The sequence below is a fragment of the Wolbachia endosymbiont of Nilaparvata lugens genome, from assembly GCF_007115045.1.
Classification (GTDB): Bacteria; Pseudomonadota; Alphaproteobacteria; order Rickettsiales; family Anaplasmataceae; genus Wolbachia.
In genome coordinates this window covers 733,314-751,163 of record NZ_MUIY01000001.1, presented here as the reverse complement: position 1 = coordinate 751,163, position 17,850 = coordinate 733,314, and the positions used below count along the sequence as shown (strand labels likewise).

General features: G+C 33.7%; 15 protein-coding genes, 1 tRNA gene and 2 pseudogenes. 11 read left to right on the top strand and 7 right to left on the bottom strand.

Going from position 1 to position 17,850, the window contains the following annotated elements; genetic code table 11:
* Positions 1 to 174: 174 nt before the first annotated feature.
* Positions 175 to 900, bottom strand: coding sequence for a triosephosphate isomerase (locus tag BWZ41_RS03860; RefSeq protein WP_143689714.1), 726 nt, complete (start codon positions 898 to 900; stop codon positions 175 to 177).
* 24 nt (positions 901 to 924) lie between these two features.
* A tRNA-Thr gene (locus BWZ41_RS03855) sits at positions 925 to 997 on the bottom strand.
* A 77-nt stretch (positions 998 to 1,074) separates the two neighbouring features.
* Between BWZ41_RS03855 and rsmA the strand changes: the two genes are divergently transcribed.
* Both rsmA and guaB read left to right on the top strand, forming a co-directional pair.
* Positions 1,075 to 1,869: a 16S rRNA (adenine(1518)-N(6)/adenine(1519)-N(6))-dimethyltransferase RsmA gene (gene rsmA / locus BWZ41_RS03850; RefSeq protein WP_143689457.1), complete on the top strand. Its 795-nt coding sequence runs from the start codon at positions 1,075 to 1,077 to the stop codon at positions 1,867 to 1,869.
* Between the two features lie 123 nt (positions 1,870 to 1,992).
* Positions 1,993 to 3,480: an IMP dehydrogenase gene (guaB, locus tag BWZ41_RS03845; protein ID WP_143689456.1), complete on the top strand. Its 1,488-nt coding sequence runs from the start codon at positions 1,993 to 1,995 to the stop codon at positions 3,478 to 3,480.
* An 88-nt stretch (positions 3,481 to 3,568) separates the two neighbouring features.
* On the opposite strand, the gene rho is transcribed toward guaB, so the two are convergent.
* Positions 3,569 to 4,975 carry a transcription termination factor Rho gene (gene rho / locus BWZ41_RS03840; protein ID WP_143689455.1) on the bottom strand — a complete coding sequence of 469 codons (1,407 nt, stop codon included), beginning with the start codon at positions 4,973 to 4,975 and terminating at the stop codon, positions 3,569 to 3,571.
* Positions 4,976 to 5,169: 194 nt separating this feature from the next.
* The gene (locus BWZ41_RS03835) at positions 5,170 to 5,775 is read right to left on the bottom strand and encodes a cell cycle transcriptional regulator TrcR (protein WP_143689454.1); all 606 of its coding nucleotides are present in this window, start codon (positions 5,773 to 5,775) and stop codon (positions 5,170 to 5,172) included.
* Between the two features lie 167 nt (positions 5,776 to 5,942).
* On the opposite strand from BWZ41_RS03835, the gene BWZ41_RS03830 reads away from it, so the two are divergent.
* From BWZ41_RS03830 to trpS, 6 genes are all read left to right on the top strand, one after another.
* Positions 5,943 to 6,733, top strand: a protein-coding gene (locus BWZ41_RS03830) for an IS5 family transposase (RefSeq protein ID WP_143689453.1) whose coding sequence is annotated in 2 segments (ribosomal slippage) — positions 5,943 to 6,336 and positions 6,336 to 6,733 — 792 coding nt in all. Because the reading frame shifts where the segments join, the coding sequence is not laid out codon by codon here.
* A gap of 138 nt (positions 6,734 to 6,871) precedes the next feature.
* Complete coding sequence (locus tag BWZ41_RS03825; RefSeq protein ID WP_143689452.1) at positions 6,872 to 8,671, top strand: peptidylprolyl isomerase; 1,800 nt, start codon at positions 6,872 to 6,874, stop codon at positions 8,669 to 8,671.
* A 133-nt stretch (positions 8,672 to 8,804) separates the two neighbouring features.
* Positions 8,805 to 9,119 (top strand): 30S ribosomal protein S16, encoded by a 315-nt coding sequence (rpsP, locus tag BWZ41_RS03820; protein ID WP_006015540.1) that lies wholly within the window; start codon positions 8,805 to 8,807, stop codon positions 9,117 to 9,119.
* 10 nt (positions 9,120 to 9,129) lie between these two features.
* Positions 9,130 to 10,116 carry a polyprenyl synthetase family protein gene (locus BWZ41_RS03815; protein ID WP_143689451.1) on the top strand — a complete coding sequence of 329 codons (987 nt, stop codon included), beginning with the start codon at positions 9,130 to 9,132 and terminating at the stop codon, positions 10,114 to 10,116.
* A 62-nt stretch (positions 10,117 to 10,178) separates the two neighbouring features.
* Positions 10,179 to 10,739, top strand: a complete 561-nt coding sequence (locus tag BWZ41_RS03810) for a nucleotide exchange factor GrpE (RefSeq protein WP_006015534.1) — start codon at positions 10,179 to 10,181, stop codon at positions 10,737 to 10,739.
* A gap of 15 nt (positions 10,740 to 10,754) precedes the next feature.
* The gene (gene trpS, locus BWZ41_RS03805; RefSeq protein ID WP_143689450.1) at positions 10,755 to 11,753 is read left to right on the top strand and encodes a tryptophan--tRNA ligase; all 999 of its coding nucleotides are present in this window, start codon (positions 10,755 to 10,757) and stop codon (positions 11,751 to 11,753) included.
* A gap of 7 nt (positions 11,754 to 11,760) precedes the next feature.
* Here the strand turns inward: trpS and BWZ41_RS03800 are convergent, their stop codons facing one another.
* Positions 11,761 to 13,128, bottom strand: coding sequence for a hypothetical protein (locus BWZ41_RS03800; RefSeq protein WP_143689449.1), 1,368 nt, complete (start codon positions 13,126 to 13,128; stop codon positions 11,761 to 11,763).
* A gap of 198 nt (positions 13,129 to 13,326) precedes the next feature.
* On the opposite strand from BWZ41_RS03800, the gene BWZ41_RS08505 reads away from it, so the two are divergent.
* The 3 genes and pseudogenes from BWZ41_RS08505 to BWZ41_RS03790 all read left to right on the top strand — a co-directional run bounded on the left by BWZ41_RS08505 (position 13,327) and on the right by BWZ41_RS03790 (position 15,556).
* Positions 13,327 to 13,659: a transposase gene (locus BWZ41_RS08505; protein WP_410543275.1), complete on the top strand. Its 333-nt coding sequence runs from the start codon at positions 13,327 to 13,329 to the stop codon at positions 13,657 to 13,659.
* A 93-nt stretch (positions 13,660 to 13,752) separates the two neighbouring features.
* A complete protein-coding gene (locus BWZ41_RS08280) occupies positions 13,753 to 13,881 on the top strand; it encodes a hypothetical protein (RefSeq protein ID WP_277750552.1) in 129 nt (42 codons plus the stop codon).
* Between the two features lie 382 nt (positions 13,882 to 14,263).
* Positions 14,264 to 15,556: pseudogene (locus BWZ41_RS03790) on the top strand (IS4 family transposase).
* A gap of 41 nt (positions 15,557 to 15,597) precedes the next feature.
* On the opposite strand, the pseudogene BWZ41_RS03785 reads toward BWZ41_RS03790, so the two are convergent.
* Both BWZ41_RS03785 and BWZ41_RS03780 read right to left on the bottom strand, forming a co-directional pair.
* Positions 15,598 to 16,723 (bottom strand): annotated as a pseudogene (locus tag BWZ41_RS03785) (IS256 family transposase).
* Positions 16,724 to 16,892: 169 nt separating this feature from the next.
* Positions 16,893 to 17,765, bottom strand: a complete 873-nt coding sequence (locus tag BWZ41_RS03780) for a hypothetical protein (RefSeq protein ID WP_143689447.1) — start codon at positions 17,763 to 17,765, stop codon at positions 16,893 to 16,895.
* Between the last annotated feature and the right edge of the window lie 85 nt (positions 17,766 to 17,850).

Below are 17,850 nucleotides of genomic sequence, written 5' to 3'. Positions count from 1 at the left end.
ATCCAGCCTTTATTATTTGGTTGAAATTAAGTCTTCTGGATCCCAGTGTCACTCTGACAACCGACATCTCGCTACGTGTTAGCGGATACCGTGACGTTATGACGAGGGATACGCGTTAGCGGAATCTGCTGAGACGCCCGTGATAGCCCTATTCCTATAGTAAGTAATTCCCTTTTATCTACTTTTAGAATTGATAAGAGAAAATTTTTTCTCGACTTGTTGTATAACTTTATAAAAGTGATCAAAATCTAAGCTTGCACTACCAATTAAAACTCCTAATAAATTTGGAATACTGAGCAAGTTTTCTATATTTTCTGAGCTGACTGAGCCACCATATATAATGTGTTTTTTACCAGTACAAAATTTTATTATCTCTATCACCTCAGCAATTGCGTCATTATTTGGCACATTTCCTGTTCCTATTGCCCATATCGGTTCGTATGCTATGGTATATTCACCTTGTGTTGGCAAACGGTTTTTGCATTGATATTCTATTACTTCTTTTGTTTTTTTATTTTTATAATCTTCTAAATTTTCACCTACACAGATGATTGGGTGTAATCCTGATTCTATTGCTGTTTTCGATTTGAGTTTTATTTCACTATCTTTTTCATGAGCCCTTTCAGAATGCCCAAGTATTACGTAACTACATCCTAGTTCCTTCAACATTCCTGCACTAATTTCACCTGTGTAAGAACCGAACTCTTTATGATGGCAATTCTGTCCTCCTATTTTAATATTATTGTTCAACTCTATACTGCTTGGAAATGATGTAAAAGGAGGGCAAATTACTAATTTAGAGGTAATTTCGTTGCTCTTGTTGTTAAGTTTGCCTATAAAGTCAACAAATGAAGAACGTGTTCCATTCATTTTCCAATTTGCTACTATTAAAAAGGACATCAACTTTACTTGTATGGATAAGAGTGCCGGCTGTCGGACTTGAACTGACAACCTACTGATTACAAGTCAGTTGCTCTACCAATTGAGCTAAGCCGGCATTAAATACACTAACAATATACAATTATTGATGAATTTTCGTCAACTAATTTTTAAAATACTGCATACTAAGATCATATGAAAAAATTTTCACTGAAGCCAAAAAAGAGTCTAGGGCAAAATTTTATTTTATCGAATGAGATAACAAAAAGAATAGTTGCCTTAGCTGGTAGCCTGAAAGATTTTAATGTTATTGAAATTGGTCCTGGGTATGGTGCGTTAACAAGAGAAATATTAGCGTATAATCCAAAGTTTCTACTTTCTATAGAAAAAGATAGTAATTTAGTGAAACATCACGAACAATTGCTAAATGAGCATCAGGGAAAATATAGAATTATAGAAGCGGATGCACTTAATGTTGTAGAAAAAGAGCTGGTAGAATGTCCAGTCAAAGTCATTGCTAACTTGCCTTACAATATCTCAGTAGCATTATTTTTAAAGTGGTTAAATAATATAAAATTTTTTACGAGTTTGACGTTAATGTTCCAAAAGGAGGTAGCAGAGCGTATTACAGCAGAACCTAGTTCTAAAGATTATGGTTCCCTATCAGTGCTAAGCCAGTTACTATGCGACATAAAAAAGGAATTTGATATTGAACCTAAGGAATTTTTTCCAAGACCAAAAGTATATTCTTCAGTAATTACAGTAAAACCTTTACCCACTCCAAGATTTGCAGTAAATTTAGAAACCTTAACAAAGCTAACACGTGCTGTGTTCGCTCAAAGAAGAAAGATGCTGAGAAATAGCTTGCAAAGTATAACTAGTGATGTCTCAACTACTCTTGAGAATGCTAAACTGAGTGGAGACGAACGTCCAGAAAGCTTAACTATTGAGCAGTTCTGTTTGCTAGCAAATAATGTAATTTTGCGATAAATATATTAGTAGCTACATACCTCTTCTATCCTATTTTGATCTAAAAATAGCTGTAGCCAGGCTAATTTTGCAAAAGCTCTATTGCAATTTCATTAATTGGCGTATAAGCTTTAAATAAAGCATATGAAAAAAATGGAAGCTTGTTATTCGTTTGACGATGTACTTCTCTTACCGGCCTATTCTGATGTATTGCCTCGTGATGCAGACACAAGAACTTATCTAACAAATAATATAGAACTAAATATCCCTCTCATATCCTCTGCAATGGACACTGTCACTGGATCAGGTTTTGCAATAGCTATTGCCCAACATGGTGGAATAGGTTGCATACATAAGAATTTATCAATAGATGAACAAGTGTTAGAAGTAAGAAGGGTGAAAAAATATGAAAGCTGGATCGTGTATAACCCAGTTACAATTTCCCCAGATAAAACGGTTGCAGAAGCAGTTTCATTAATGAGAGAGTATAATTATTCCGGAATTCCTGTAGTTGATCAACGCAAGTTAGTGGGAATTTTAACTAATCGAGATGTGAGGTTTATTGAAGACCAGAACATGAATATAAAAGTTTCCGAGGTAATGACAAAAGATAAGTTAGTAACAGTTCGAGAGCAGGCAGTAAACAGCGCCTCAGCAATGAAATTGTTGCATGCAAATAGAATAGAGAAGCTTTTGGTTGTTGATGAAAATTCTTGTTGCATAGGTCTAATCACAGTTAAAGACATCGAAAAATACAATAGATATCCAAATTCATGTAAAGACAGTAAAGGTCGACTCAGAGTTGCCGCTGCAATTGGTACTGGTAAAAAAGACGGTATAGAAAGATGTGAAGCTTTGATCGGAGAGGAAGTTGATGTGGTTATTGTAGATACCGCTCACGGTCATTCCGAGAACGTTATCAGCACCATTAAGGAAATAAAAAAGATGTATCCGAATACGCAATTAATCGGCGGAAATATTACAACAAAGGAGGCTGCTGAAGCGTTAATTGATGCTGGTGTTGATGCAGTAAAGGTTGGAATAGGGCCAGGATCAATTTGTACTACCAGAATAGTTACAGGTGTTGGTATGCCGCAATTCTCTGCAATCAAGAATGTTGCAGAGGTGTGTAGAGCAAAAAACGTCAGACTAATTGCTGATGGTGGAATAAAATATTCGGGAGATGTTGCAAAAGCTATTGCAGCTGGTGCTGATACTGTGATGATAGGTTCAATCTTTGCTGGTACTGAGGAAAGCCCAGGTGAGATTATCATGTATAAGGGTAGAGCATATAAGGAATATCGAGGAATGGGATCTATTAGTGCAATGAAACGAGGGTCAGCTAGCCGTTATTTTCAAGATTCAAAACTTGATTTAGTCCCACAAGGAGTAGAAGCAAGAGTTCCTTTTAAAGGTCCAGCTTCAGGAGTGATCTGTCAGTTAATTGGTGGGTTGCAAGCTGCAATGGGTTACACTGGCAACCGTAATATAGAAGAGATGAAAAAAAACTGCAAATTTGTCACTATTACTTCATCAGGGTTAAGAGAAAGTCATGCTCATGATATAATCATTACACAGGAAGCTCCAAATTACGCTTACCAAGCATCTAATTTATCATCTGATTCAGAGTAGATACAATCTCCTTCTGAGGGTGTCATTTCAACACTGGTACACAATTGTATAAACATAGCTTTTTTGCTCCATCAGAATTGGCTTACTTTTAGTGATTCATGGAGTTAAAAAAGTCAGCATTGCTCTTTGTTAAAAGTAGTTTGTCACGTAAAAACTCCATTGCTTCAACAGACCCCATAGGATTAAGTATCCTACGCAATACCCATATTTTATTTAGTATGGCCTTATCAACTAATAGCTCTTCCTTCCTTGTTCCGGATTTTGTAATATCAATAGCAGGGAATATACGTTTATCAGCAAGTTTTCTATCTAGTATAATTTCAGCATTACCTGTGCCTTTAAACTCTTCAAAAATAACATCATCCATTTTTGAACCAGTTTCTATAAGGGCTGTAGCGATGATTGTCAAAGAACCACCATTTTCAATATTACGAGCTGCTCCAAAAAAGCGTTTTGGTCTTTGCAGCGCATTTGAATCTACACCGCCGGTTAGAACCTTTCCAGACGAAGGAATGACTGCATTATAAGCACGTGCAAGACGAGTTATAGAATCAAGCAAAATCACTACATCTTTTTTGTGTTCAACCATTCTTTTAGCTTTTTCTATTACTATTTCAGCAAGTTGGACATGACGGTAGGCAGGTTCATCAAATGTAGAGCTTACCACTTCACCCTTTACAGAGCGTATCATATCTGTCACCTCTTCGGGTCTTTCATCTATAAGTAATACTATTAGTTCTATTTCAGGATAATTTGTAGCTATAGAGTGAGCCATTTGCTGAAGCAATATCGTTTTTCCTGTACGAGGTGGAGCAACTATCAATGCTCTTTGTCCTTTTCCAAGAGGTGTAACTATATCTACAGCACGCATGTTTATATCTTTTTTATTATTTCCGCTACTGTTGTTTTCAAGGATGAGGCTTTTTTCAGGATAAAGCGGAAGCAAATTATCAAAATGGACGTACTTTCTTAATTCACTGATTTCAGTAGAGTTTATACTTTGAACCTTAGTTAAAGTAAAATATCTTTCTTTATCACCAGGTGGCCTTATTTCTCCACATACCATATCTCCTGTACGTAAATTAAACTTCCTTATTTGGCCATTGGAAATATAAACATCATCGGTACTTGGAGCATAATTTGCACTTGATGAACGTAAGAAGCCAAAACCCTCAGGCAATGTTTCCACTACTCCACTTCCTGTGGTTATGCCTCCTTCTTCACTCATTTTCTTCATTAAACTGAATATCATTTCCTGTTTTAGCATCCTGCCATTGCCTTTACCACTAGTTGAAATTTTTCTTTCTTCAGCTAGCTCTAACAATTCTTCTGCTGTTTTTTCTTTCAATTCGCTCAGGTCCAATGTTTTCTTGTTTTTTTCAGCACCTTCACTGGTCATTTGTTTTACTGCGTCAGCATTATGAATTTGTTCGCTTTTTTCAGGTTGACCTACAACCTCTTCTTTTGCTAAGACATCTTCATTGATTGTTGTCATAATCCTCCAAAAATTTTAATTGATGCTTACTAACCTAAAATGTGAATATAAAACAATAAATTAGGCTGAGCTAGTTTTTAGTGCGTATTTAGACTTAATTATTATTAAACTAGATACTTTACTTACATTATACTGATAAAAACTAACAAGTCAAGTCAATTTAATATTAACAAAGTACAAGAATTTGAGAATCATCAATAGCTATTATTTATATTTTTTAATCTTTGTTTCTTCTCTTCTTCTATTTCCGCTCTTTCTACTTCCACTTCTAAATTTTCCTGGCTACATAAACCAAGTAGTACAGGATCTTGAGGTTTGATATTGAGCATGTTATGATGAGATCTATCTCTTACCTGCTTAACTGTGTAATTTGTTGTACTAACTAGCTTAGCTATAACATTATTGTTCAAGATAGGAAATTTTCTTACCAAATAACAAATTGCATTAGGTTTATTTCTACGCCTTGCTGTAGAAGGAAAGCCAAGAATGCTAACCGTCTTTGCCCTTTTTTTTATATTTTTTATAATCAAATTTGGTACACGATTTGGATTTTTTTTGCAATCATCGATTTCTTTTTCAGTAATTATTTCAGAAATAATAGGGTCATACTTTTCAACTTCTATTTCCTCATCAGCTATGTCTTGTACTTTTTCAAGGGATAACTTGCAACATTGTGCTATTTGATCAAAAGTTAAGCTAGTGTTATCAACCAACCAAGCAGCTACTTGCATGAGAAATTGTTCATTTCTATCTTTATTGTCTTTAGAAGATTCCATTGACATTGAAAAAACATCTCCCATTTTAATGTTCCTTTACTGTTATAGAAATAAAATATAAACCATTAAAACTAAAAAAGCATTAACTTTGTCATCCAATGGCTTTTTAGTTTATATTTCTCATCCCTTAGAACCTGTACGTGATCTCAAAAAAAGGATAGAATGAGAGGATAAAGTATATAAAGTAGGATATGCGAAATTTATATCCAAGTGATATAAGTCGAGAAAAGTTTGAGATTATTGTAGCAGATCTGGAGTCTTGCAGGAAGAGAACAAAGCCAAGAACACTTGATTTATATGATGTATTTTGTGGAGTATTATACGTCTTAAAAAGTGGCTGCCAGTGGAGAATGTTACCAAAAGAGTTTCCAAAATGGCGGAATTGTTACGACTATTTTAAGAAGTGGAGTGAAAAAGCAGATGCAAATAAAGAAAGTGTTCTGGAGCTGGTATTAAAAAAAATAGTTGGCGTGGTCCGACAAAACAATGGTCGGAAAGAAAAAACCAGCTTCTGCATAATTGATGCACAAAGCGTAAAAAATGCAGATACTGCTGAAGAAAAAGGCTATGATGCAGGCAAAAAGTTTCAGGAATAAAACGCCATATTGCGTTAGATACGCAAGGTTTACCCCACGCAATTTATATAACAACGGCAGAAATAACTGATCGTAGTAGCGCTGTGAGAATGGTTAAAAATGCTAAAGAAAACCTATCTGAAGTTAAAAATATACTAGTTGATGCTGGCTACACAGGAGAAAATTTTGCAACACAAATAAAAGCAACTATTGGCGCTACCGTTGAAGTAATAAAGCGAAACGAATTACACACCTTTGTCGTATTGCCGAAAAGATGGGTTGTTGAGAGATCTTTTGCTTGGTTGCAAAAATGTAGGCGATTGTGGAAAAATTGCGAGCGGAAACTCAACACTAGCCTGCAAATGGTCGTTCTTGCTTTCGCTGCTTTGCTTCTGAAAAGATTATGAACAGGCTCTGAGGTTAATATAAGCTCCCATTTAATTTAATATACTGCAATATTACACATATTAGCTAATTTGTTAATAGATTTACAAAGATTAAATTATTGCTATTCTAAATTTAAGTGTTAGTTAACTGAGTTTACAATGAGTATTAGAAATTTTTTTACCAAGGCAATCGTTCTCCTTTTAGTTTGCTTATTAATCTTTATGGGGATTGGCAATCTTTTATCAAATGATGATGAAAGGAAAGAATTAGCTAAAGTAGGAAAGGAAGTGATAACATCAGATGAATATAAATTACTATATCAAAATTATGAAAAGCAAATTTCTGGATCTGATATAAGTAAAGGACAAGTAAAAAAGCTAAAATATGATTTACTTAACGCGCTTATAGAGCAAAAACTATTATTTAACCTAATTAGCGAACTTGGATTAACAGTTGGAGAAGAATCTATAAAAAGCCATATTAAAAATACCAAATACTTTCAAGATGATAAAGGCGAATTTGACCATAATAAATTCCATCAAACTCTAAATAGCCTACATATAACAGAAAAGGAATATATAGAAAAACTAGAGAAAATCCTGCCTGCAATGATGTTCATGACTTCGTTATTTAAAGATAATTATCCGATAACTTTTGGTGAGAGTGTTGATGAGCAGATATACAAAAATCGCTACCAAACTAGAGTAGTTGATATTGTTAAAATAACTGAGGATGCAATTACAGACGTTCCTGAACCAGATGATCAAGCCTTACTTGATTTGTATGAAAGAAATAAGTCCAATTTTTATTACCCTGAGTATCGAACTGCGCAATACATTTCTCTGGATCAAAAATATTTTGCAGATCAAATCAGAATTTCAGATGAAGAGGTTGATAGTATAATAGAACATCAGGAACTTAAAAATCAAAGAGACATATTCAATGTGATATTTCCTACCAAAGAAAAAGCTGAAATAGCAAGAAGAGCGCTTGAAGAAAGTAAAGCAAGCTTTGAAGACATAATAGAAGAGTTCAGTAAAGTAAAACTTGAAGAAACCAGAGTAAATAATATAACTAAGGATTTCTTACCTGAAAATATGAGAGAAAAGGTATTTGCTCTCAAAACAGGTGAAGTAAGTGAAGTTTTAACAAGCAATTTTGGATGGCACGTAATAAAGGTAGAAAGCATACATCAAATCTCTGATGAAGACTTGGTTGATTTAAAAAAAGACATAAGGTCAGTTTTAACCAATCAAAAGTCTTTTGAAAAAGTCAATGATTTCAAAAATCAAGTGAATTATAAGATATACAATGGTGCAACGATTGAAGAAATCTCCAATAATTACAATTTACCTATACAAACCATTGGTCCAGTAGATGCTAGTGGAAAAGACCAAAGTGGTAATGAAGTAGGAAATTTCAGTGATTTCATTTCTTTCATTTTTTCACGCGAGAAAGATCAGAAGAGTTATTTTAAGGGTGTTGGAGATACTGTTGTTGGTGTAAAAATCACTGATATTATTCCTCCTAAATTACAAAGTTTTGAAGAAAGTAGGGAATCAGCCATAAAGCTTTGGCGTAGTGAATTTATAAAAGAAAAAATGTTTAAAATGGGACAAGAAGTAGCAGTTCAACTAAGAGAAAAGACAGATTTGGAAGAAATTCAAGGTATAAAATTGGTTAAAGGCCAGCAAATACAACGCAATGAACAAAACTACCCTTTTTCTTTCATAGAAGAAATTTTCAATATGAAAACAACTAATTCGGTAACAGATCCTATTCAATACAATAATGAAATTATAATAGGCGTTCTAAAAGAAATGCATTCATCAAATGGTAAATTAAACATGCTTGACACCGGAAAACGTGTGATGATATCGCTAAAGGAACAGTTAATTAGCTATCTAAAATCAAAGTATAGAGTAGAAGTTAATCATGCTATGATTGATGATATATAAAAAAGTTTATTATCTTCCTTTTATGAGTGATTGGAGGGGCTATATTGTATTTTTAGGTAAAAGAGGTACAATTAGTTTGACTTGAGCTGTTTATTGTATTTAAATTGTAATTAATATATGAATAAAGGTTGACATGGCAGTTAAAATAAGGTTAGCAAGGTTTGGGGCAAAGAAACGTCCTTTTTATAGGATAGTTGTAGCCGACTCACGAGCACCAAGAGATGGGCGCTTTATTGAGAGAATAGGACAATATGATCCAATGTTGCCAAAAGACAATAAAAATCGTGTTGTGGTAAAAGCTGATAGATTAAAACATTGGCTAAGTGTAGGAGCGCAAGCAACTGAAAGGGTAATGTGGTTCATTAAAAAAGGCATAGTAGATTTAGAAACAGAATCGAAAAAAATAGAAAAGAAAAAAGTTGAGAAAGTACAAGGGCAAGAAGCATAAGTCCTCTTAAATGCTAAACACTGATTTAACAAAAAGTAGTAAATTAGATGATATTGTATCTTCTGATTTATTGGCTATGAATGACTTTATCTTCAAAAATGTCAATGATGAAGGTACTAAGCTTGCTACCGATATTACATCTCATCTTATTAATTCAGGAGGAAAAAAGATAAGGCCTAAGCTCATTTTTATTATATGTAAAATGCTGAATTACTCTGGAGAGAGTAGGGTCAACATTGCTGCATCGGTAGAATTTATACACAACGCTACTTTACTTCATGATGATGTGCTTGATGAAAGTAAGGCACGCCATGGAGTTGCAACAGCAAATAAAATTTGGGGGAATAAATCAAGCATTTTAGTTGGTGATCTATTATTGACCTTAGCATTTAGGTGGCTTATAGAATGTGGGAATTTAAGTGTTCTCTCTATTTTATCTAAGGCATCTAATTTGCTTGTCAAGGGTGAGATAAAGCAGATGACAACGCGTTTTGACCCTAACACAATTAGGAAAAATTATTTTAATATCATTGGAGAAAAGACAGCATCTTTATTTTCTGCATGCTGCGAGGCTGCATCAGTAGTATCTGGAGCCACAAGTGATGAAACAGAGAGGCTAAGGAATTTCGGGTTTAATTTTGGCATGGCATTCCAAATAATTGATGACGTGCTAGATTATACTGCTAATCAATGCACTTTAGGAAAGCAACTTGGAAAAGATTTCTTTGAAGGTAAAGTTACTTTACCTTCTATTATAGCATATGAAAAAGGCAGCCCATCAGAACAAAAATTCTGGGAGAAATCTTTTTCTTCAGCTAGACACAATTTTGACCAAGCATTACAATATATTAATCATCATAATACCATTCATGTTTCTATGGAAGAAGCTAAACACTATATTAATATGGCGCAAAGTAATATTGATACTTTTTCTGATTCTCTTTATAAAACTGCTTTGATTGACTTTTTAAATGCAAGCATAGAAAGACAAGGATAGCTAACGCTTGATATTTTTAGATTGATTGTTATATATTTATTAAGTTTGTAAGGGTGAATGATATGTCAGATAGTAATAAAGAGAAAAAAAAGAAATTTGCAGATATGGTCAGTAAACGAAAAGGGGATGATCAAAAAGATCAGCAAACAGGTGATTTAAGTGAAGAGCTTAATATATTAAAAGAACGTGCAGTTCAGCTTGAAGATCATTTACGTCGCGCTGTTGCGGATAATGAAAACGTTAAACGTATAATGCAAAAGCAAATTAGCGATGCAAGTGATTATGCAGTCACAAAATTTGCACGTGATATGATCGACTCTTGTGACAATTTAAAAAAAGCAATGGAAAACTTGAAAGATGATGATCCTATTCATGAAGGAATAAAAGTGGCGCACCAAAAGATTGTGAGTGATCTAAAAAAACATGGAATAGAAGAAATAGATCCAATAGGTAACTCTTTTGACAGCAATTTACATCAAGCTGTTGTGGAAAAAGAAGATAATGAAAAAGAGCCTGGCACTATTGTAGAAGTACTACAAACTGGTTATACCATTAAAAATAGGTTGCTTCGTCCTGCAATGGTTATTCTTTCTAAAAAATCTGCTGATTGCGAAAGTAACTAATAAAACACTCAAGGTATGGAAGAAGTTGTCTTCTCAGGTATTCAGCCAAGTGGAGTATTACACTTGGGCAATTATCTTGGTGCAATTAAGCAGTGGATAGGCTTGCAGAACAAATATAAATCTCTTTTTTGTGTTGTTGATCTGCATGCAATCACAGCAAATAAGCTTCCCGCAAATGAATTAAAAAATAATATTTTTAAAGCAGCAGCAACTTATATTGCATGTGGAATAGATCCGGAAAAGTCGATTATTTTCAATCAATCCGCAGTTAGTGGTCATGCAGAATTGGGCTGGCTGCTAGGGTGCTATACACCAATTGGTTGGCTTAATCGTATGACTCAATTTAAAGATAAGGCTGGAAGCGATAGACAAAAAGCTTCTCTTGGGTTATATAGCTACCCAGTACTTATGGCTGCGGATATATTGCTGTATCAAACTAAATATGTTCCTGTTGGCGATGATCAAAAACAGCATTTAGAACTTGCACGTGATATTGCATCAGCTTTTAACAATCATTATAAATGTAGTCATTTCATCATACCTGAAATCTTAACTTTGGATTGCACATCAAGAATAATGAGCTTAAGAGATGGAGCAAGCAAAATGAGTAAATCTGACCCTTCAGAATATTCGTGCATTAACCTTGACGATACAGATGACTTAATTGTCAAAAAAATAGAAAAAGCAAAAACAGATTCAATTCTAGGCTTTGATTTTTCTACTTTAAAATGTCGTCCAGAAATAAGCAATTTGATAAATATTTATTCAGTGCTTAGTGATTTAAATGTAGAAAAAGTGTGTAAAAAAGTGGATAAACATGACATAAAGAACTTTAAAAAAGAGTTAGCTGACTTAATCATCAGTGTTATATCACCCATACGTGAGAAGTTGAACGGTCTTTTGAGGGATCAGCTCCATTTACATAAAATATTAAAAGAAGGTACAGAAAAAGCAGCAGAGATTGCAAATAACAATATAAAAAAGATCAAGGATATTATAGGGTTTGTTCAATAGGTTACAACTATTTCTTCCCATGGCTTTCAAATCGTGCAGCTATTTTCTTTACACTAACATGAGTGAGAAGAGGTTTTTTACTAACCGGAAGTTTAGAATCGGACTTTGCTGTTATGGGGTTCATTTTAGATCTTTTATTTCCTACCGGAAATGAGTGAGATTGGGAGGCAGTTTCTTGCGATGGTGCAGGATCTTTCTTCATACCGATATCTGCTTGTGTTGCAGGGGTGGCTTTGCTCTTAGCAACTTGATTTTGCTCAAATTTTCCTACTATTGACTTTACTCTACCGTCCTTCTTGCTATTTACTTTTTCTTTTATAATAACCGCTTTTACTTCTGATGCTGCTTTATCAGCAGATTTTTTCAGGATTGGTTTACTTTCAGCTGATTTTTGCGAAGTCACTCCTACTATTATTGGTTTCGTGCTCACTTGTTGATCAACAATATCTAGCCTTTTAGGATTTGACAGTATTTCAGATTTATCTTCTTTAGTTTCTTGCCTAATTTCTTGATTGGTAGCGTTTAGCGCTGGTGGCTCTGGAGCCTTTCTCTTTTTATATCCTCTTCTTGTTCCTGCATTTTTCTTAGGTTTCGTTTTGTGAGTTGGCTCCTTTTTAGCTAACTTTGAGTCTTCCGAATCTTTTGTTGAAGATTTACTACTTTTCTCTTGATAATTTGATATTTCCTCATGTCCAGACTCTTCACTTAATGAACTTTCATAGCCTGAATCTTCAGGAGATACATTCTCTATTTCTGGTTTAAAGTGTACCTTTTTTGAGGCAGTAGGAGGTGGCGGAGGTGCTGTTGTTGGCCGTTTTATTCTCTTCATAACTAATTTTCCTACCGGCTGTTTTCCTTCTTGCAGCTTAGGAGTATCTTCCTTCTGCTTTGATGTCGTTTTATTTTCCGTGCTTACTTCGTATGATTTATGTTCTTTATTGTTTTTTCCACTCTGCTTCGAATCTAAAATTTCTTTAAGTCCTTTCTTAAATAGATTCATTGTACTTAAAATATTTGAGTACTCGGCTGCTTTTTCTATAGTGAAACCTGATAATTCATCACCAACAAAATTTTTTATGTCATTATCCTTAGTTGGAATATCTTTTCCCGAGACTCTATCTAATATTCTCTTTAATGTTTCAACAAAACCGAGTGGCTTTGTGCTCAAAGGTTCTACATAATTATTCAAGTCACTATATATAACAAACTTAGCTACATCTTTTGCGTTGTTTGTAAAATTCTTCAGAGCTTGAGATAAATCTTTCAGTGTTTCATCATATTGTTCATTAATTTTTTTTGTATCCTTCAGCTTTATGACTCTTATCAAAGAATTGAGATTTTTATCATAATTGTCACTTTTAAATAGATCACTCATACCAATTACTGTTTATCGTTTACTCAAATATAAATTCAAAGTATTAAGACCGAGTAAATATTATATGACTTATCCTCTGACTCATAAACGCTTGCACTCGTAGATTCTGTAAACAAAATATACTGTGAGAAAATAAAGTAAAGAAAAAGTAGGAGAAATAAGGAAAAAGAGACCGTGAATAATATAGAGAAACTATCAATGGAATATTACATAGAAAAAAGAAAATGGGAACAAACTTTTGAATTCTTAAAGGGAGTCAAAGGAATACACAGCAAAAATGAGAAGAGGTTGAGAATATTTATGGAAGCGGTTTGGTATATGGTTAGGAGTGGCTGTAAGTGGCGTCTTTTGCCAGAAATTTACGGCAATTACAGGAGTATACATAGGAGGTTTAAAAGGCGGTGTGAAAAGGAAGTTTTGGCAAAAATATATGCAACAAAATCCAGATTTAGAAGTTGCGGTAATCGATGGAACGATAGTTCGAGCTCATGCTTGCTCTGCCTGATACAAAAAGGATTCCAAAGCTCTTAGGAAGGAATAAAGGTGGCTTTACTACTAAAATTCATGCATTTGTTGATGCATTGGGAAATCCTTTAAAATTTATACTTACTCCTGGCCAGAGGAATGAAATTACACAAGTTAATGAAAAATATCTATAACTCCACTATAGTGGCTGATAAAGGATATATGCTTTTGTTTGAGAGCAAAAGATGTGAAGTTGTGATTCCATCGAAAAGTGAAGAGCTTCTATGATAAGCATATTTATAAAGAACGGGAATGTTTTTTCAGTAAAATCAAAAATTCTATAGCTAACCGAAGTAAGATTTCCCTGAGCACTGAAAGACAAAATCAATAGCCGAATTAATATTGGGCCAAAAGCTTGGCAGCACTTGGGAATATTCAAAAAAGCATAAGCATCAAGTTAAGAGATTGCGAGCAAATTTAGGGAAGTTAAAGTAGATACTCTAGTTTTTCTGTACTTGTCTTTTAATGAAAATCATGACCAAGTTATTGTAATCTTTTTAAGAAAAATTTTCAAAGGGAGTATTAAATAAAGCATACGCGTCAAGTTAAGGAAATAAAGGTATGAAAGAGATAGAATAATAAGGTATAAGTTCTCCCAGAAATACTTTTAGTGAGAGAACCAATGAATAAAATAACTAGCTTATCAAAAAAGCTCAAAGAATTTTTTAATGAAAAAGCAGACAAAATCTCAATTACAACAAGGTTTATAAAAAGAAAGAGAAAGCTAAAAGGTTCATCGTTCGTAAAAGCCATGGTCTTGGGTAATATAGGGGTTGATAATTGTAGCGTAGAAACAATGTGTCAATTACTAAACGAGGACTCGATAGATATAACAAAACAAGGTTTGGATTTTAGATTTACTGAAGAAGCAGTGGAATTTATGAAAAGGATGTATAATGAATCTGTGGTTCTCTTTAAAAATATCTTGCAAGTTAATTGCAAAATCTTACAGCTATTTAATAGTGTTAAATTATTGGACAGTAGCTATATTACTCTACCTAACAATATGGAAGAGATGTATAAAGGTTATGGTACTAGCTACAGTGGCTATGAAAGCAATACTAAGTCTGGAATAAAGTTACAATTAGTTTTCGACTACATGAATCAGATAATAGACCAACTTAATTTAACGGAGGGAGTAAGATCAGACCAGGGATATAGGAAACATTTAAGTAATATATTAAGTAATGATTTGCTAATATCTGATCTCGGTTCAAGTTCTTTTAAACAAATCAATGAAATAGGAGCTTATTTCATAAGTCGTTATAAATCCGATACCAACATATATGATGTAGAAACAAATCAAAAAATGGAGTTATTAGAATGTTTAGAGGATAAGTTATTTTTAGAAAACGAGGTATTGTTAGGAAAAGAAGCAAAAATTAGAGTAAGAATTATATGTCAGAAACTAACTGAATATAGCCAGAAGAAGGAAAGCTAATAGATTAGCAAGATCGCAGATCCTCTAAAAGAAATCAAAAATTGTTGAACTGGTCAAAACTAATATTCCAGAGGATAAAATTAGTGCTGAGCAAGTATTACAGAGTAAGGTGGCAAATTGAGTTATTATTTAAATTGTATAAAAGGCATATCAGACTTAAAAGGAAAGCCATGCAGAGTATTATGTGAACTATATGCTAAATTGTGCGCAATTCTTATATTTCACGGCATAGTTGGTTGCATAGAAGTGAAAAAGAATACAGAACTTAGCTTAACAAAGGCATTTATTGAGCTAAAAAGGCGGGTTAGAGAGTTATTTTTAGCACTAAAGAATAAAGTTAATAGTTTGAAAATTTTTCTTAAAAAGATTACCATAACTTGGTCTCGATTTTCATTAAAAGACAAGTACAGAAAAACTAGAGTATCTACCTTAACTTCCCTGAATTTACTTACAATCTCTTAACTTGACGCGTATGGTTAAATAAACTGTGTCAAGCGGCATTTTTAGTTCAACTCAATTTTCAGTCTGTTGGGAAAGAAAATGTCAAGCTGAGACATAGTTAATGCCCAATTAGGCAAAGCTGTAGTCCACTTTTGCTCCACCTTTTTTATAGCACAATATACCTGTTTGTACAAGGCATTTGTATTAGTAAATGAGCCCTTAGTTTTAGTAAATTTCCTAATTTGTCTATGCACTCCCTCAATTGGATTGGTGGAGCTTCCAAACTGGTCCAGAATACTTAAAATAAATTTTCCCAATTGTTTTGCCACGATTTTATGACCAAAGGATATTTTTCACTCCATCAGCTCGAGTAAATAATTTTCAGCAATTTCTCTGCTTGAAGCCTGATATACTTTCTTCAGATCACTTATGAAAGTTTTTGCTGCTTCAGTAAGTTTCTTATCTGATGTACTATACATTTCTGCTTTAGCTATTTATAGCAGCAGGAAAACTTTTTAATACAAGCTATCAAAATGTCTTCTACTCCTCTCTCTTTTAAGTCATTTAATACACCTAGCCAGAAGTTAGCTCCCTCACTTTCTGCTAAATAAAAGCCCAAAACTTCTTTTCTGCCATCCTGGTCTATACCTAATATATTGTACATACATTTACTTATGCAATCTCCTTGACCTTAAAAAACCATAAATACTATTGGATATACTGATTGCAGTGGCGCTGTGCCATTCATTGATTACTGGTAGCAGTTTATCGGTAATACTAGATATCTCTGCTGCTGATATTTGTGGTCATATATTTCCTCAACATGTGAACTCTGTATCCCATGCCACTGGCATATGTGCTTAAGACCTTTGCTTCAAGTTCTGTTGTTTGCTTTTTTTGACTATTTGCGGTTCAAAACTTCCCTTCCTATCTCTTGGTGTTAGCAGCTCAAATGAACCTGCACTTGTCCGCAAAGTCTTTCCATTCCTCCCATTTCTGCAATTATTTTCCTCGCTTTCAACAGATAACTATCTCACCTTCCAGACTTGCCTCCAACAGCTTTTTTATAAATGGTGTTAATGCTCCATCTCTTCCCGTTAGAAGTCTTCCTTCTCTGATAGATGATAAAATATTTGTTTCTAATTCTTTATAGTCTACCAATCCGGTAGTTCTGTTTGCTTGACTCATGTCAAACCTCCATTTTTATATCAATTTATTACTTTTCTTTTCGGCTTGACACAGTTTATTTAATACTCCCTGTTAAACGCTGGGATGACAGAGAGCAGCTCAATTGCTCCACTCAATCAGTAAAAATCAGATATATGTAGACATTGGCTAAAACCATTCCAACAACATTTTAGTGAAACTTAACAAGCTTATCTATAGTTTTAGTGATGATTCTTGGAGTATTTGGAGAGACTTCTGAGCCCAGTCTATTTAACCGTTCTATAGCAAACCCGCTGTTCTCATTTATTATGAAATCACATAAAATATTTTCTATATCTTTAATAACACTTTCATGCTTTCTCAGAGGATGGTTATTCGGATATCTATGAATGGTTTTGATGCTAGAATACTCAACGAAAGCTTGATCTTTAAAAGCAAGTTGTCTCAATTTCTCTTTGAATTTTTCTTCTTCATCTCTTGCTAAAAGGCAATACTTTATCAGTGATTTTATAATCGAGTTTATAGCCTGATGTATTTCAGAATGCACTATAACTTTGATGATATTTTCTTCCACTATGCAATCATAAGTGCTTTTTTCGCTCTTTAATGACTCTATAAGCATTTTGCTATTTTGCGAATTCAATTCCAGATTCTCTTCACTTATAGGAGTCATTATAAAGGTATTATTATTTACCCTGATGTAAAATTGTGGCAACCCTTTAGAACAGGCAAATGCTACATCCTTAGACTCAAGTGCGTGATTGTATGAAGAAGAAAGGGTGCTTGCTATAACACTACTTGGTACTTTCATTCCATGATTACTTAGGTGATTTAACACATTCTCAACATCATAATATGTAAAACCTGTATCTTTTATCAATTCAACAACTTCTATGCAATTGTGTTGTTTATACTCTATTGTCACTTCTTCTGTAAAAAGAGTTTTAGCTGCTATATGCTTATCAAGCACTGTGAAAATCTTGATGAAACTCTCTAAATCTTGTTTGTTAATTAATTCAATACTAATTAAGTTTTTGCTAACAATTATAATATTTTTTATCATTTTTTCCCACTAAAAAAACTCACTAGATGAATTGTATTTTTAATTCATTAAAAATTGTTTAAAGTGGGTATGCCAGCAACAGTAA